Origin of the sequence: Peterkaempfera podocarpi (genome assembly GCF_042466665.1) — a bacterium.
GTDB lineage: Bacteria > Actinomycetota > Actinomycetes > Streptomycetales > Streptomycetaceae > Peterkaempfera > Peterkaempfera podocarpi.
The window spans coordinates 5,763,424-5,779,934 of sequence record NZ_CP162102.1 but is presented as its reverse complement, the minus strand read 5'-3'; the positions used below and the strand labels follow the sequence as shown (position 1 = coordinate 5,779,934).

Annotated in this window: 12 protein-coding genes and 2 pseudogenes; 2 read left to right on the top strand and 12 right to left on the bottom strand. The window is 70.6% G+C overall.

Features of this window, described 5'->3' with window-relative positions:
- Positions 1-375: 375 nt before the first annotated feature.
- On the bottom strand, positions 376-1,164 hold the full coding sequence (locus tag AB0761_RS25380) for a TIGR03936 family radical SAM-associated protein (RefSeq protein ID WP_377274317.1): 789 nt from the start codon (positions 1,162-1,164) through the stop codon (positions 376-378).
- Between the two features lie 426 nt (positions 1,165-1,590).
- On the opposite strand from AB0761_RS25380, the pseudogene AB0761_RS25375 reads away from it, so the two are divergent.
- Positions 1,591-3,163: pseudogene (locus AB0761_RS25375) on the top strand (recombinase family protein).
- Between the two features lie 124 nt (positions 3,164-3,287).
- Entirely contained in the window at positions 3,288-3,611 is a 324-nt protein-coding gene (locus tag AB0761_RS25370) for a recombinase family protein (protein WP_377271459.1), read from the top strand.
- Positions 3,612-3,779: 168 nt separating this feature from the next.
- Here the strand turns inward: AB0761_RS25370 and AB0761_RS25365 are convergent, their stop codons facing one another.
- The 11 genes and pseudogenes from AB0761_RS25365 to AB0761_RS25315 all read right to left on the bottom strand — a co-directional run bounded on the left by AB0761_RS25365 (position 3,780) and on the right by AB0761_RS25315 (position 16,448).
- Positions 3,780-3,968 carry a hypothetical protein gene (locus AB0761_RS25365; protein ID WP_377271458.1) on the bottom strand — a complete coding sequence of 63 codons (189 nt, stop codon included), beginning with the start codon at positions 3,966-3,968 and terminating at the stop codon, positions 3,780-3,782.
- Between the two features lie 2 nt (positions 3,969-3,970).
- Complete coding sequence (locus AB0761_RS25360) at positions 3,971-5,896, bottom strand: TIGR03960 family B12-binding radical SAM protein (protein ID WP_377271457.1); 1,926 nt, start codon at positions 5,894-5,896, stop codon at positions 3,971-3,973.
- Between the two features lie 113 nt (positions 5,897-6,009).
- A complete protein-coding gene (locus AB0761_RS25355; protein WP_377271456.1) occupies positions 6,010-7,551 on the bottom strand; it encodes a CHAD domain-containing protein in 1,542 nt (513 codons plus the stop codon).
- Between the two features lie 130 nt (positions 7,552-7,681).
- Entirely contained in the window at positions 7,682-8,884 is a 1,203-nt protein-coding gene (gene rodA / locus AB0761_RS25350) for a rod shape-determining protein RodA (RefSeq protein ID WP_377271455.1), read from the bottom strand.
- Positions 8,881-11,117: pseudogene (mrdA, locus tag AB0761_RS25345) on the bottom strand (penicillin-binding protein 2). The gene rodA and the pseudogene mrdA overlap by 4 nt, the downstream one beginning before the upstream one ends.
- A 44-nt stretch (positions 11,118-11,161) precedes the next feature.
- Positions 11,162-11,788, bottom strand: a complete 627-nt coding sequence (gene mreD / locus AB0761_RS25340) for a rod shape-determining protein MreD (RefSeq protein WP_377271454.1) — start codon at positions 11,786-11,788, stop codon at positions 11,162-11,164.
- A 2-nt stretch (positions 11,789-11,790) separates the two neighbouring features.
- Positions 11,791-12,717 (bottom strand): rod shape-determining protein MreC, encoded by a 927-nt coding sequence (mreC, locus tag AB0761_RS25335; RefSeq protein WP_377271453.1) that lies wholly within the window; start codon positions 12,715-12,717, stop codon positions 11,791-11,793.
- Between the two features lie 88 nt (positions 12,718-12,805).
- On the bottom strand, positions 12,806-13,831 hold the full coding sequence (locus tag AB0761_RS25330; protein WP_055588380.1) for a rod shape-determining protein: 1,026 nt from the start codon (positions 13,829-13,831) through the stop codon (positions 12,806-12,808).
- Positions 13,832-14,232: 401 nt separating this feature from the next.
- The gene (gene ndk, locus AB0761_RS25325) at positions 14,233-14,646 is read right to left on the bottom strand and encodes a nucleoside-diphosphate kinase (protein WP_377271452.1); all 414 of its coding nucleotides are present in this window, start codon (positions 14,644-14,646) and stop codon (positions 14,233-14,235) included.
- Between the two features lie 46 nt (positions 14,647-14,692).
- A complete protein-coding gene (locus AB0761_RS25320) occupies positions 14,693-15,037 on the bottom strand; it encodes a DUF4233 domain-containing protein (RefSeq protein ID WP_377271451.1) in 345 nt (114 codons plus the stop codon).
- 13 nt (positions 15,038-15,050) lie between these two features.
- Complete coding sequence (locus AB0761_RS25315) at positions 15,051-16,448, bottom strand: bifunctional folylpolyglutamate synthase/dihydrofolate synthase (protein ID WP_377271450.1); 1,398 nt, start codon at positions 16,446-16,448, stop codon at positions 15,051-15,053.
- Positions 16,449-16,511: the final 63 nt, after the last annotated feature.

Genomic DNA, 16,511 nt, shown 5'->3' with positions numbered 1-16,511 from the left:
GCCCCCGGGCTCCGCGACCGGGCACGGCAGGGCACCGGTGCCGGGAGGTGGGTTGCCTGCCGGCTCACGGTGCCGCCATGCAGGCGCGGGGCCGCACGGGGGCTCGTTGTCTCACTCGGCGCCCGCCGAGGCGGGCGGCCGAAAGTCTTCTGGTCTGACCAGTCTTCTCAAAGTGCACGGTCCCCAACCCCGGGTGGCTCCCTGGGGCCGGGACCTCTCCTCGTGTCCCGTCGGCCTGGGCCGCGGCGGGAGGAGGGTCTCCGCACCCGTCACACGGGTGCGGAGCGGGCCCCTCCCGCCCCGGTTGACGGGGCCGGAGGGCTGGTCCCTCGTTTTGACGACGCTCGCGCACTCGGCTGAGCGGCGGGGCCGACGCTAGGCCGTCGCGGCGGCTCGCGGCCCGGCGGTCGCAGGTGGGACGGCCGAGGCTGCGGCGCGGTCAGGCGCCAGCGGGTCGGTCACCGTGCCGGACTCCCCGTCGAGCGGCCCCTGCGCCAGCCTGGTCACCTCTGCGGGGACCGGCGGCGCGAGGTCGGCCGTCGCACGAAGACCGGACAGGACGTCGTCAGGTCGTACGGCGGGTGTGGCGTGCCGCACTACCAGGCGCAGTATCGCACAGGCCCGGCCTGCCCGAACATCGGCACCGCCGTCGGGCTCCGCGCCGGGCTCCTCAGCGGACACCTCCAGGGAGGCCACCGCGCCGCGTGCGTCAAAGGTGCGGACGCCGTTCTTGGTGAGTCGCTCCACCTCCACCGCCTCCGCGGCGAGGAAGGCCTCGACGGCCGCTGCGGCCGTCCCGGGTGCGACGCCGTCCAACCGGATCTGCCACACCGAGGCCTGCAACTGCTCGGCGAAGTTCGGGGTGTGCACCTCGACCGCGTCGATCACGTCCAGCCCCGCCGGGAGCGATTCGTCCAGCTGGGCCCTCAACTGCTCCGGATCCCTGGCCGCGGTGAGGGCGATCTCCAGATACTCGGCCTCGCTGGCGACGCCGGTGGGGGCGGCGTTGGCGTACGAGACCTTGGGGTGGGGGGTGAAGCCCGCCGAGTAGGCCATGGGTACCGAGGAACGCCGCAGCGCCCGCTCGAAGGCCCGCTGGAAGTCACGGTGGCTGGTGAACCGGAGGCGGCCGCGCTTGGTGTAGCGCAGCCGGATGCGCTGCACCGCGGGAGCGGGCGGCGGGCCTTCGGGCATACGGCGTGCCAGTGTCGTTCAGTCCCTCATGAGTGGCCGCGGCCGGCCGCTGGGACCGAGCCCTTACATGGCCAAGGGTACGCGTCCGGCCGGCTCCCCCGCCGACCGGCCGCGGTCGCCGGCCCGTGCGGCTCGACGGTGGCGGCCTAGTCCACTCCGGGCGCGACCGCAGCCGGGGACAGAGCGGAGGCCGAAGGAGCCTGTGGAACGGTCCGCGTGACGACCGCCGCGGGACTGCCGGCCCTGTTCCGGGACAGGGCCGGCTTCGTCGACGCGCCTACGTGTTGACGACCGTCAGCGGCAGCAGCTTCTTGCCGGTGGGGCCGATCTGGATCTGGGTGTCCATCTGAGGCTATAGGAAGACAGCCCCACATCTAACCTATACGCTCCGCGACCATGAAGACGTACAACATCGAGAGCGAGTGGACCGCCTCGGACCTGGCCCTCCTGGAGGACCTGAAGCGAGCGGAGGATCTACTCCCCGAGGACGCACCGCGCGCGCTCCTCTCCGTCCGCCTGTCCGTACTTACGGAAGACACCACCTCGCCGGTGCGACAGGAACTCGACCTGCGTCTCCTGGCCAGAGAGAGGGGGTACCGCGTTGTCGGCGTCGCCTCCGATCTCAACGTGTCGGCGACGAAGGTTCCGCCGTGGAAGCGGAAGGAGCTTGGCGAGTGGCTCAACAACCGGGCCCCAGAGTTCGATGCTCTGCTCTTCTGGAAACTCGACCGTTTCATCCGTCGCATGACGGACTTGTCCACGATGATCGAGTGGTGCGAGCGGTACGGGAAGAACCTCGTATCGAAGAACGACGCGATCGACCTCGGCACGACTGTGGGCCGGATCATGGTCACGCTCATCGGCGGCATCGCCGAGATCGAGGCGGCGAACACGTCGACCCGCGTCACGTCACTGTGGGACTACGCGCGCACGCAGGACTCATGGCTCGTGGGCAAACCGACGTACGGCTACGTCACGACGAAGGTGGATGGCAAACCGGCGCTCGCCATCGAGCCGAACGCACATAAGGCGCTGCGCTGGGCCCGGCGCATGGCGCTCCGGGGCGTCTCCGCCCGACGCATGGCCCTCTGTCTCGTCCGCTCCGGGCTTATGTCGCCGGGGCTCACCACGTCGACTCTCCTCCGGCGCCTTCGCAACCCCGCGCTCATGGGTTACCGAGTCGAGGAGAACAAGCAGGGCGGGAAGCGACGGAGCAGGCTCGTCCTCGGCAACGACGGCAAGCCGATACGGGTCGGCCCCCCGGTCCTCACCGAGGAGGAGTTCGAGACCCTGCAAGCGGCACTCGATCGCCGGGGCAAGAACCAGCCCACCCGACAGGCGGGCGGAGCGACGCAGTTCCTCGGCGTACTCATCTGCGTCGACTGCTCCACCAACATGACCGTGCAGAAGAACATGAGCAACGGCCGGAGCTACACCTACCTGCGCTGCGGCAAGTGCAAGGGCGGCGGGCTCGGCGCACCCAACCCGCAGGACGTGTACGACGTCCTCGTGGGCGACGTGCTGCGCGTCCTCGGCGACTTCCCCGTCCAGGTCCGGGAGTACGCGAAGGGAGCCGAAGCGCGCGCCGAAGTGAAGCGACTCGAAGACGCCATCTCCTACTACATGGCGGAGCTCGAACCAGAAGGCCGCTTCTCGAAGACGCGGTTCACCCGCGAGCGCGCCGAGAAGACGCTCGACCAGCTCACGGAAGAGCTGAGCGCCATCGACCCAGACCACACAGGACCGGTGGGTCCTCGTCCACAACGGCAAGACCTTCCGGGAGACGTGGGAAGCGGGCGGCATGGAAGCCATGGCCGAGGACCTGCGCCGCGTGGGCGTCACGTGCGAGGTGACCCGCACGAAGGTGGAGGGCGTGCGCGCCCCGTCTGTACACCTGCGGCTCAAGATCCCGCGCGACGTCCGTGAACGCCTGGTCATCAAGGGCGACGACTTCGCCGCAAGACTGTGATGAGGGACGGCCAGACATCTCCGGGCGGCTCAGCCAGCCAGCCAGGCCCGGAGGTGTTCCGGCTTGACAGCCGGCCCGGGCTCCAGGTGGGAAGACTCTCCCGCTCCTTCCGGGCGCGGACACCGTGCGCGAGCGCGGCATAGGTTTTCGCGTGCTCCACGGTGCACTCTCCTCTGTCGACACCACGTCGGCCGACGGACGCCTGTTCTTCCAGATCATCGCGGCCATGACGGAGTTCGAGCGGTCGCTCATCAGGGACCGCACGCGAGCCGGACTGGAAGCGGCCAAGGCGCAGGGCCGTACCGGCGGCCGGCCGTCTGTGGTTGACGAGGACGTACTCACCGTGGCCCGCGCCAGGAAGGCAAAGGGCGAGAGCGTCAGCTCCATCGCCAAGGCCCTCGGCGTCTCCCGAGCCACGCTGTCCCGACACCTGGGAGAGAGCGCCTGAGTCAGGCGCACAGCAGTTTCAGACCTCTGCGGGCCGGTCACCACGACCGTACGAGCGGGGCGGACGCGCCGTCTATGCGGAAACGCGACTATGCGCGTTGTCGCATAAACCGGCCCCCGGGAACGCCGAGAGGCGCCCGGACTAGATCGTCCGAACGCCTCTCTTCGTCTACACCCACTCGACCGCCAAGACGATGCCCGAGTCCTGCCGAGGGGCGGGAAGCGGCGTGCGCCGCTCAGAGCGGGGAGCCTGCTCGCGCTCCTTCGCGCCGAGCCCTCGCAGGGCTTCGGCGCGATCCGCCTCGGGTACGTCGGCAAGCGCCTCAGCCATCCGCTGGATGGCATCGCCGCTCGTCACGGCTACTTCTTGACCGTGAGCGGGAGCAGCTTCTTGCCGGTGGGGCCGATTTGTATGGCCGTGTCCATCTGAGGACACACCCCGCAGTCGAAGCACGGCGTCCAGCGGCAGTCGTCCACCTCGACCTCCTCCAGGGCGTCCTGCCAGTCCTCCCAGAGCCAGTCCTTGTCCAGGCCCGAGTCCAGGTGGTCCCAGGGCAGGACCTCCTCGTAGGTCCGCTCGCGGGTGGTGTACCAGTCGACGTCCACGCCGAAGGCGGCGAGGGCCTTGTCCGCGCAGTCCATCCAGCGGTCGTAGGAGAAGTGCTCACGCCAGCCGTCGAAGCGGCCGCCGTCCTCGTACACGGCCCGGATGACCTTGCCGATCCGGCGGTCGCCGCGGGAGAGCAGGCCCTCGATGATGCCGGGCTTGCCGTCGTGGTAGCGGAAACCGATGTTCTTGCCGTACTTGCGGTCGGTGCGGATGGCGTCGCGCAGCTTGGCCAGCCGGGCGTCGGTCTCCTCGGATCCCAGCTGCGGCGCCCACTGGAAGGGGGTGTGCGGCTTGGGGACGAAGCCGCCGATGGAGACGGTGCAGCGGATGTCGTTCTGCCCGGTGACCTCGCGGCCCTTGGCGATGACGCGCTTGGCCATCTCGGCGATCTGGAGGACGTCCTCGTCGGTCTCGGTGGGCAGCCCGCACATGAAGTACAGCTTCACCTGGCGCCAGCCGTTGCCGTAGGCGGCGGCGACGGTGCGGATGAGGTCCTCCTCCGACACCATCTTGTTGATCACCTTGCGGATGCGCTCGCTGCCGCCCTCGGGGGCGAAGGTGAGACCGGAGCGGCGGCCGTTGCGGGTGAGCTCGTTGGCCAGGTCGATGTTGAAGGCATCCACCCGGGTGGACGGCAGCGAGAGGCCGACCTTGTCGTCCTCGTAGCGGTCGGCCAGTCCCTTGGCGATGTCGGCGATCTCGGTGTGGTCGGCGGAGGAGAGCGACAGCAGGCCGACCTCCTCGAAGCCGGTCGCCTTGAGGCCCTTCTCCACCATCTCGCCGATGCCGGTGATGCTTCGCTCCCGCACGGGGCGCGTGATCATGCCGGCCTGGCAGAAGCGGCAGCCCCGGGTGCAGCCGCGGAAGATCTCCACGGACATCCGCTCGTGCACCGTCTCCGCCAGCGGGACCAGCGGCTGCTTGGGGTAGGGCCACTCGTCGAGGTCCATCACGGTGTGCTTGGAGACCCGCCACGGCACACCCGGGGTGTTGGGGACGACGCGGCCGATCCGGCCGTCCGGCAGGTACTCCACGTCGTAGAAGCGCGGGACGTACACGCCTCCGGTGCGGGCCAGCCGCAGCAGCAGCTCGTCCCGGCCGCCGGGGCGGCCCTCGGCCTTCCAGGCGCGGACGATCTCCGTGATGTCCAGCACGGCCTGCTCGCCGTCGCCGACCACCGCGCAGTCCAGGAAGTCCGCGATCGGCTCGGGATTGAAGGCGGCATGGCCGCCCGCCACCACGATCGGATCGTCGACGGTGCGGTCCTTGGCCTCCAGCGGAATGCCCGCGAGGTCCAGGGCGGTGAGCATGTTGGTGTAGCCGAGCTCGGTGGAGAAGCTCAGCCCGAAGACGTCGAACGCCTTCACCGGCCGGTGGGCGTCCACCGTGAACTGCGGCACTCCGTGCTCGCGCATCAGCGCCTCGAGGTCCGGCCAGACACTGTAGGTGCGCTCGGCCAGCACGCTCTCGCGCTCGTTGAGGACCTCGTAGAGAATCATGACGCCCTGGTTGGGCAGCCCGACCTCATAGGCGTCCGGGTACATCAGAGCCCAGTGCACGTCACAGGAATCCCAGTCCTTGACGGTCGAGTTGAGCTCGCCGCCGACGTACTGGATCGGCTTCTGGACGTGCGGGAGGAGGGCCTCCAGGCGCGGGAAGACCGACTCGACAGTCATGCAGGCACAGGTCTTTCGTGATGTGGGCAGGGTGACCCCCAAGGGTAACGCGGTCCGCAGACCCGCCACGCCGCCCAGACCCGCCACGCCGCCCAGGGCCGGCCGGCCGCCGCTCAGCCGGAGAGCCGGCGGCGGAGCTTCGGCCGGGCGGCGCGGTGCCACACCCCGGGCACCCGGCGTTCCGCCGCGGTCGCCAGGCCGTGTTCGGCCTGGTGCAGCAGGCCGTAGGTGAAGGAGGGCTCTCCGGCCGCGTCGGCGTCGGCGGCCAGCTGCCGCAGGGTGGTCCGGGCGACCACGCTGTCCTGGTGCTCGCCCAGCAGGCCCTGCACCGCCTTCATCTCCCGGCGGAACCTGCGGGCGGGCCTGCCGAGCACCGGCTCCACGGCCTCGGCCGTGTAGCGGGCCCGCTTGGCCGCCTTGCGGGCCTCGTGCAGCCGCAGGTCGCGGTCCTGGCCCGGCGCCGCCGCCATGGCAGGTTCGATCCGGTCGGCCAGCCGCCGCCAGTCGCGCAGCACCGCGGCGGGCAGCACCTGGGCGGCGGGGCGGGCGGCGGCCGGCTGCAGCGGCGGGTCGGCCAGCAGGACGTCCAGGCTGTTGAGCAGCGCCAGGTAGCGGGGCGTGTCCAGGGCGCTGACCAGCTCCTCCCGGGTACGGGCGGCGCTCCGCACCGACCAGGTCCGCAGCCTGGCGGCGACCGGGCCGACCACCAGCGCCGCGGGCAGCGCGGCGACCCGGCTGTGCAGCCGCTCGGTGAGGACCTCGCGGTCCCGGTCGGCGGCCAGTTGGGTGCCCAGCCACTTCAGCTCGTCGGCGACCGAATCGGTGGCACGGCGGTCCAGCACGGCGCGGAAGGACTTGAGTGCGCTGCGGAGCCGGCGGGCCGAGATCCGCATCTGGTGCACCGAGTCCGGCTGGTCGCGGCGGACGGCGGCGTCCAGTGCGACCAGGCGGCCGATGTGCTCGGCGAGGTGGGCGAGCACGGCGTCGCCCGCGGTGGGCCCGCCGGCCGCGAGCGGCGGGCGCTCGCGGCGCGCCCCGCTGGAGGGGGTGCCGAGGGCGCGGGCCAGCTTGGAGGACGATCCGCTGCGCCGCAGTCCTGCGGCGGCCAGCTGCTGCTCCACCGTGTCCAGCAGTTCGACGGAGCCCGCGGCGAGTTCCACCTCCACCTCGGACCACTCCAGTACCGCCGCCTCGGCGGGGGCGGCGGGGCCCAGTCGATGGGCCTCGACCTGGTCGTGGGAGACCTCGGCGAGGGTGCGGCCGTCCGCGTCGTCCAGTGTGCAGACCTCGCGGACGCTGACCAGGCGCACCACCGGGTGGAGTTCCTGTCCCCTGGTGCGGGCCCGGACCAGGGCGGTGAGCTCGCCGGGGACGGCGGTGCCCTCGCCGAGCGGCAGCCGCACCTCCTCACGGGTGTCGGGGCCGAGGGGCAGTTTGAGGTGCCAGCCGGCGTCCCCGCCGCCGGTGCGGCGGCGCAGGGTGACGCCCTGGGCGACCAGGCTCAGATCGGCGGTGTCGTAGTAGGTGGCGTCGAGGGTGGCGGTGCCGTGCCGGGTGACTGCGGCCACGCCTCTGATGCCGTCCAGCGGGGGCAGTCCCGTAGTCCCGTCGGCGGCCTCGTACTTGCGCTCGATCTCCCGCACGCTGTCAGCCATGCCCAGAACCTGCCCCGCCGGAGGGCGGATGGCACCTCCGGGTTCCCGGCGGGGCGCTGGTCCGCGGCCCGGCGGGGGCGGCGACGGTACGGCTGGGGCGTGTGGTGCCCGGAGGGGCGGCTGGGGCGTGTCAGGCGGAGAGGGGCCGCTGCATGCGTACCGACTGGAGCAGCCCGATGCCGATCCAGACGGCGAACATCGATGAGCCGCCGTAGCTGACGAACGGCAGCGGCAGACCGGCCACCGGCATGATGCCGAGGGTCATTCCGACGTTCTCGAAGGCCTGGAAGGCGAACCAGGCGACGACCCCGGCGGCCACCACGGTCCCGTAGAGGTCGCCGGCCTGGCGGGCGATACGGCAGGCCCGCCACATGACGACACCGAGCAGCAGCAGGATCAGCCCGGCCCCGACGAACCCCAGCTCCTCACCGGCGACGGTGAAGATGAAGTCGGTCTGCTGCTCGGGGACGAACTGGCCGGTGGTCTGGGTGCCGTGGAAGAGTCCCTTGCCCAGCAGACCGCCGGAGCCGATGGCGATCCTGGCCTGGTTGGTGTTGTAGCCGACGCCGGCCGGGTCCAGTGCGGGGTTGGCGAAGGCGGCGAAGCGGTCGATCTGGTACTGGCTCAGCAGTTTCAGCCGCCACACCGCGAGTGCTCCGCCGACGCCGGCGGAGATCAGTCCGAGCACCCAGCGGTTGGGTGCCCCGGAGGCGAGGAGTACGCCGAGCACGATGACCACCATCACCATCACCGAGCCCAGGTCGGGCATCATCATGATGATGCCCATCGGGATCGCGGCGAGGACCAGGGCCTGGAGCACGGTGCGGTGGTCGGGGGTCTCCCGCTCCCCCGCGTCCACCCGTGCCGACAGCAGTACCGCCATGCCGAGGATGATGGTCACCTTGGCGAACTCGGACGGCTGGATGGAGAAGCCTCCGCCCAGCACGATCCAGTTGCGGTTGCCGTTGATGGTCGCGCCGAGCGGGGTGAGCACCGAGAGCAGTACCAGCAGCGACAGCACATAGAGGAACGGCACGGCCGTGCGCAGCCGCAGATGCCCTATCCCGATCACCGCTCCGAAGAGGGCCAGGCCGATCAGCAGATTGACCAGGTGGCGCAGGAGGAAGTACTCGGGGTCGCCGTGGTTGAGGTCGGTGCGGTTACGGGTCGCCGACCAGACCAGCAGCGAGCTGCCCAGGGAGAGCGCCAGGGCGCAGAGCAGCATCACCCAGTCCATCCGGCGCAGCGGGGAGTCGCGGTGCAGCAGCCGCTGGACGGCGTTGCGCCGGGGGGCGAGCCTGATGGCGCGGTAGGACGAGGAGAGGCCGCTCATGCGAGGCTCCTGGGCTGCCGGGGATCGGCCCACAGTTCATTGCGGTAGGGGGGCAGGGCCGCGGTTCCGGCGAGGCCGCCGCCGCTGGTGACGCCGTCCGCCGGGGAGACGAAGGTGTCGGCGGGGGTGGTGTACGCGGTCTTCACCACGGCGCTGCCGTCGGGGTTGAACTTCGGCAGCGAGGACTGGGGCTTGGGCAGCAGCGCCAGCTTGGGGTCGACCTTGCCGTCCTTGACGCCGTACAGGCCCTCGTAGATCTTGCGGATGGCGTCACCCGAACCGCCGGAGCCGGTGCCGCCCTGGGAGATGGTCATGACGACCGCGTAGTCGTCGCTGTAGGTGTCCAGCCACGAGGTGGTCTGCTTGCCTGCGACCTCGGCGGTACCGGTCTTGGCGTGCAGCTGGATCTTGTCCTGCGGCCAGCCGGCGCTGGTGAACTTCCAGGCGGCGGTGCCCTCGGTGATGACGCCCGCGGTGGCCTGGTTGATGTACGCCAGGGTCTGCTTGCTGTCGGGGAGCTTGCCGTCGACCACCGGCTTGATGTTGCGCACCAGCTTGCCGTCGGGGCCGAGGACGGCCTTGGCGAGGGCGGGCTGGTAGAGGGTGCCGCCGTTGGCGAGCGCCGAGTAGATGCGGGCCATCTGGATGGGGGTGACCAGGGTGTCGCCCTGCCCGATGGCGTAGTTGACCGAGTCACCGGCGCGCATCATATAGCCGTCGACGCAGTTCTCCTTGGCGATCTGGGTGGGCAGGTCGGTCTTGGGGCTGTTCTTGAGCGCACACCAGGCCTCGTGGTTGGCGTCGTAGTAGTCCTGCTTCCACTTGCGGTCCGGGATGCGGCCCGGGACCTCGGCGGGCAGGTCGATGCCGGTCTTGGCACCCAGGCCGAACTGGTGCGCCGTCTTGTAGAACCAGTCCTTGGGGTGCTTGGGCTTGATGCCGCCGTCCTTCAGCCACTGGTCGTAGGAGATGCCGTAGAAGACGGTGTCGCAGGAGACCTCCAGCGCCTTCTCCAGGGTGATCGGGCCGAAGCTCTCACCCTCGAAGTTCTTGAAGGTCCTGCCGCCGATGACCATGGCCGGGGAGCAGAGGTAGTGCCCGTTCAGGGAGTAGCCGGCCTGGACCGCCGCCGAGGTGGAGACCACCTTGAAGGTCGAGCCGGGCGCCGAGAGGCCCTGGATGGCGCGGTTGAGCAGGGGGTAGTTGGACTTCTTCTCGGTGAGGTTCCGGTAGTCCTTGGCGGAGATGCCGCCGACCCAGAGGTTGGGGTCGTAGCTGGGCGCGCTCGCCATGGCGATGACCCGGCCGGTGTGCACGTCCATGACGACCGCGGCGCCGGAGTCCGCCTTGTAGAAGCTGTGGCTGTTGGTGTCGTAGACCTTGCGGGCTTCCTTCATGGCGTCCAGCAGCTGCTTCTCCACCAGGCTCTGCACCCTGGCGTCGATGCTGGTGACCACGTTGTTCCCGGGGACGGCCGGGGTGGTGCCCGCGCTGCCGATCACTCGGCCGAGGTTGTCGACCTCCAGCCGGTTGACGCCGGGGTGCCGCGCAGGTCGTCGTCGTAGACCGACTCCAGGCCGGCCCGGCCGATCTGGTCGGCGGGCTGGTACTTCTCCCGGCCGGTCCTGGTCTGGGACTTCTTGACCTCCTCGTCGGTGACCGGCGAGAGGTAGCCGAGGACCTGGGCGGCGTTGGCGCCCGCCGGGGCCGGGTACTGGCGCAGTGCGGTCGGCTGGGCGGTGACTCCGGGGAAGTCCTCGCGGCGTTCCATTATCTGCATGGCCTGCTGCGTGGTGGCGTCCGTGGTGACCGGGATCGGCTGGTAGGGCGAGCCGTTCCAGCAGGGCTTGGGTGTCTGCGCGTTGCAGAGCCGCACCTTGTCGTGGACGTCCTGCGCGGACATGCCGAGCACACCGGCCAGCCGGGCCAGCACCGCCTTGCCGCCGTCCTTCTGCTGGAGCAGCGCGGTGCGGCTGACGGAGACCACGAGCTTGGTGGTGTTGCCGGCCAGCACCCGCCCGTCGGCGTCCAGGATCTCACCGCGGACCGCGGGCTCGACCACCTCGCGGATGTGGTTCTGCGAGGCGGCGGCGGTGTACTCCTGGCCGTTGCGGATCTGCAGGTACCAGAGGCGGCCGCCAAGGGTCCCCAGCAGGGACAGCACCAGGACCTGGAGCACCACCAGACGGATCGTCACCCGCCGGGTGCGGCCGGTCTCCGGGATGTTGGTCACTCAACGCTCCTGTAGGTGGGTGCGGAGGATTGCTGCGGTGGTGTTCACGGGCGCTTGGCGAGGCCGGGCGACCGGCCCTTGCGTTTGCCGTACGAGGCGGACCGGGCGTAGCCGGACACGGTGCCGAGCGCGGAGCCGCCGACGCCGCTGCCGGTGGTGACCACCTGGTCGGGGGCGCCGCGGCGGGCCAGCGCCATCACCCCGGGCACCACGAAGGGTGCCAGCAGCACGTCGTAGACCAGGGCGGTGAGGATCAGCCCGACAAGGCCGACGTGGCGGGCGGCGGTGTCCCCCACCAGCGCGCCCACGGCTGCGTACAGCAGGGTGGAGGCGACCGCCGCGACGGCGACGATCAGCAGCGGGCCGGTGACCGACTTCAGCCGGCGGCTCTCCGGACGGGCCAGTCCGGCGGCGTAGCCGAGGATGCAGAGCACCAGGGCGTAGCGGCCGATGGCGTGGTCGGAGGGCGGCGCCAGATCGGCGAGCAGACCGGCGGCGAAGCCCACGATGCAGCCGCCGACGGGTCCGTAGACCAGTCCGAGGCCGAGCACCACCAGCAGCAGCAGATCGGGGACGGCGCCGGGCAGCTGGAGCCGGGCCAGCACGCTGACCTGGAGCACCAGGGCCACCACGATGAGGACTGCGGGGATCAGTACGCGGTTGAGGCGCATCGTCAGCCCTTCTTCTTCGTGGTGGCGACGGACTTGGGCTTGGTCGCCGGGGTTGTCGGGGCCACCTTGGGCCTGGGGGGCAGCACCGTGTCACGGGGGTCGGTGCGCGGCTCCTCGACGACCACACCGACCAGGTCCAGTTTGGTGAAGGAGACGAAGGGCTGCACCATGACGGTCTTGGTGAGCTCGCCCGGGGTGGGCTCCACATAGGAGACGGTGCCGACCGGCACACCGGGGACGAAGGGTCGGCCCTTCTGGGAGCCGAAGGTCACCAGCCGGTCGCCGCGCTTGACCTGGGCGCGGCCGTTGAGCAGCTGGACCTTCATCTGGCGGGTGCCCTGGCCGGTGGCGAAGCCGATCTCGTCGCTGCCCTCGAGACGGGTGCCGACGGTGAAGTCGGGGTCCGAGGCGAGCAGTACGGTCGCGGTGGTGTGGCCGACGGTGGTGACCCGTCCGACCAGGCCGTCGCCGTTGATGACGGTCATGTCGCGGGCGACTCCGTCGTCGCTGCCGGCGTCGATGGTGATGGTCCAGGAGAAGCCCTGGGCTGCTCCTATGGCGATGACCTGGGCGGCTTTGATGGCGTACTGGCCGGAGCCGGCCGTCTTCAGCAGGCTGTCCAGCTGCTTGACCCTGCTGCCGGCCATGTCGGAGGAGGCCAGCCGCTGCTTGAGGACGGCGTTCTGTCGCTCCAGGGCGTGGATGCGGTTCTGGTGGGAACCCGCGTCACGGACCGCCCTGACACCATCGGCCACCGGGTTGACGGCGGAGGCCACGGCCTTCTCGACCGGGCCGAGCACGGTCGAGGTGGCGTCGCGGGCACCGTTCAGCGGTGAGTCGTCACCGCTGCGGATGTCGACGGTGATCAGGGCGAAGGCGATGGCCACCAGCAGGATGAGCAGCAGCCGGCTCTCTCGTGTGTCCCTCACGGTGCTCGGACGAGCCCTTCGTCTCTCGGGTCGGCCCGGGGCGCCGCCGGGGCCCTGGGGCTCGGCCGGCGGTCACCACCGGTTTGGGCTAGCGACGCGGCTGCGAGTCCAGGACCTGCTGGAGTGCCTCGAACTCCTCGACGCACTTGCCGGAGCCGAGCGCCACCGAGTCCAGCGGGTTCTCCGCGATGTGGATCGGCATGCCGGTCTCGCGGCGCAGCCGCTCGTCCAGGCCGCGCAGCAGGGCGCCGCCGCCGGTGAGGACGATGCCGCGGTCCATGATGTCGCCGGCCAGCTCGGGCGGGCACTGGTCCAGGGTGGTCTTCACCGCGTCGATGATGGAGTTCACCGGCTCGTCGATGGCCGTCCGGACCTCCGCCGCGGAGATCACCACGGTCTTGGGGAGACCGCTGACCAGGTCGCGGCCGCGGATCTCGGCGTGCTCTTCCTTTTCCAGCTCGCTGCCGTAGGCGGAGCCGATGGACATCTTGATCTGCTCGGCGCTGCGCTCGCCCAGCAGCAGCGAGTACTCCTTCTTGATGTGCTGGACGATGGCGTTGTCGAGCTCGTCGCCGGCGACCCGGATGGACTGCGCGGTGACGATGCCGCCCAGCGAGATCACGGCGACCTCGGTGGTGCCGCCGCCGATGTCGACCACCATGTTGCCGGTGGCCTCGTGCACCGGCAGTCCGGCGCCGATCGCCGCGGCCATCGGCTCCTCGATGATGTGCACCTGGCGCGCACCGGCCTGCGAGGAGGCCTCGATGACGGCGCGGCGCTCGACGCCGGTGATGCCGCTGGGGACGCAGACCACGACCCGCGGGCGGGCGAGGTAGCGGCGGCGGTGGATCTTGAGGATGAAGTAGCGGAGCATCCGCTCGGTGATCTCGAAGTCGGCGATCACGCCGTCCTTCAGCGGACGGATGGCCACGATGTTGCCGGGGGTCCGGCCGATCATCTTCTTGGCCTCGGCACCCACCGCGAGGATGCCGCCGGTGTTGGTGTTCACCGCCACGACCGAGGGTTCGTTGAGGACGATGCCCCGGCCCCTGACGTACACCAGCGTGTTGGCAGTGCCGAGGTCGACAGCCATGTCACGGCCGATGAACGACATGTTGTTCGCCATGGGTTTCAGGGGGCCTTCCCGAACTCGAGGGTGGGGGTGGCAGGCGGTGCTGGACAGCCGTGCCGACATGCTGCGTCACCGGCGTCGCCGCACCGGGCGGGCAGCTCGCGAGCCGTCCCCCATCGTAGCCACGCCCGCATCGGGGGCGTCTACGCACACCGGTCCACCCATTGTCGGTGTGTGAGGAGTCTTCTCAAGGGATTGGGACGCCGTGTCGGTGCCCGCAGTTCCAGGTAGGACGATCGTTCCGACGGATCATGATTCCGGCTCGGAGAGCGGATGGTCCAGGGGCGCGGGGAACCGCGCGACCGGCCACCCGAGGAGGTGCACGGTCGGTCGCGCGGTTCCCCGCGCCCCTGGTGATACGCGGTTACCCAGGTTGTGCGGAGTCAGGCCTGGGTCGGGAAGAAAATCTTGATCTCACGCTCGGCGGAGGCCTCGGAGTCCGAGGCGTGGATCAGGTTCTCCCGGGTGATGGTGGCGAAGTCACCGCGGATGGTCCCCGGTCCGGCCGCGATCGGGTCGGTCGCCCCGGCCAGCGCGCGGATGCCCTCGATCACCCGCTCGCCCTCGACGATCATGACGACGGACGGCCCGGAGGTCATGAACTCCAGCAGCGGCTCGTAGAACGGCCGGCCCACGTGCTCAGCGTAGTGCTGCTCCAGCGTGGCCCGGTCGAAGGTGCGCAGCTCCAGCGCGGTGATGGCCCAGTCCGCCTTGCGCTCGATACGGCTGGTGAGTTCACCGATCAGACCACGGCGGACACAGTCGGGCTTGAGGAGGACAAGGGTGCGCTGCGACACGGGGCGGCTCCAGAGAAAACGTGTATCAGGAAGGTTTCAGCGAAGGTTACCCGGCCTGGGTGACGGCCTGAGCACGGGCAGCCTTGATCGCATCGATCCGCCTCCCGTAGTGCACAGAGCACCACCACAGACCTGCGAAGACCACGCCCAGCCCGTACATGGCGGGGACCACCAGGCCACTGGCGATCAGACCGGCCTGCAGCGCCCACCCGAGGGCCACCCCGCCGCGGCGGCCCAGCATGCCGCAGAGCAGTACGCAGAGCGCCATGGCGACGCCGCTGACGGCCCACAGGGAGCCGTGCGGGACGTCGGACAGCTGCATCGCGACCAGCGCGGCGAAGAGGATGACGAGGGCTTCGCCGATGAGGGTGGAGGAGCACAGGGTGCGCACGGTTGACGGCCTCTCAGTTGCGGTGCCGGTTGCGGCCGAGCAGGATGCGGGCCTCGCCCACGGTGATGACCGAGCCGGTGACCAGCACACCGGCCCCGCCCAGGTCGCCCTCCTCCTCGGCGAGCGCCACGGCGGCGTCCACGGCGTCGTCCAGCCGCGGCTCCACCTGCACCCGGTCGGCGCCGAACACCTCGACTGCCAGGGCGGCGAGTTCGTCCACCGGCATGGCCCGGCGGGTGGAGTTCCGGGTCACCACCACCTCGGCCAGGATCGGCTCGAAGGCCTCCAGCACCCCGCGGACGTCCTTGTCGCCGCTGGTGCCGATCACCCCGACCAGCCGGGTGAAGCCGAAGGACTCGCTGATCGCCTCCACGGTCGCCCGGGCGCCGGCCGGGTTGTGGGCCGCGTCCAGCAGCACGGTGGGGCTGCGGCGGACCACCTCCAGACGGCCCGGCGAGGTGGTGCCGGCGAAGGCCCGGCGCACCTTGTCGATGTTCAGCGGCTCGCCGTGCGCGCTGCCCACGCCGAAGAAGGCCTCCACGGCGGCCAGCGCCAGGGCCGCGTTCTGCGCCTGGTGGGCGCCGTGCAGCGGCAGGAAGACATCCTCGTAGGTGTGGCCGCCCAGGCCGCGCAGGGTCACCAGCTGCCCGCCGACCGCCAGCTCGCGGTGGAGCACACCGAACTCCATGCCCTCCCGGGCCACCGTGGCGTCCACCTCCACCGCGCGGCGCAGGATGGTCTCGGCTGCGTCCAGCGGCTGCTGGGCGACGACCGCCAGGGCGCCCGCCTTGATGATCCCGGACTTCTCCACCGCGATCTCGCCCGGTGTGGTGCCCAGCTTGTCGGTGTGGTCCAGTGCGATCGGGGTGATCACCGCGACCGCGGCGTCCACCACATTGGTCGCATCCCAGGAGCCGCCCATGCCCACCTCGACCACGGCGGCGTCCACCGGGGCGTCGGCGAAGGCCGCGTACGCCATGGCGGTGATCACCTCGAAGAAGGAGAGCGCGATCGGCTGCGTCTCGTCGACCATGCCGACGTACGGGGCGATGTCGCGGTAGGTCTCCACGAAGCGCTCGGGGGAGATCGGTTCGCCGTCCAGGCTGATCCGCTCGGTGATGGACTCCACATGCGGGCTGGTGTAGCGGCCGGTGCGCAGTTCGAAGGCGAGCAGCAGCTGCTCCACCATCCGGGCGGTGGAGGTCTTGCCGTTGGTCCCGGTGATGTGGATCGCCGGGTAGGAGCGCTGCGGGTGGCCCAGGATGTCCATCAGCCGGGCGATGCGGGTGAGCGAGGGCTCCAGCTTGTTCTCCGGCCAGCGGTTCAGCAGCTCGGCCTCCACCTCGCGGAGCCCGGCGAGGGCGTCGTCGGCGGCGGGACGGTCGGGGGTCTTGCGGGACTTGTCGCTCACCCCTCCAGTCTACGGAGCCGCGGGGCCCGTGCCGTGCCGCCCCCGGGTGCGCCGCAGGCCGCC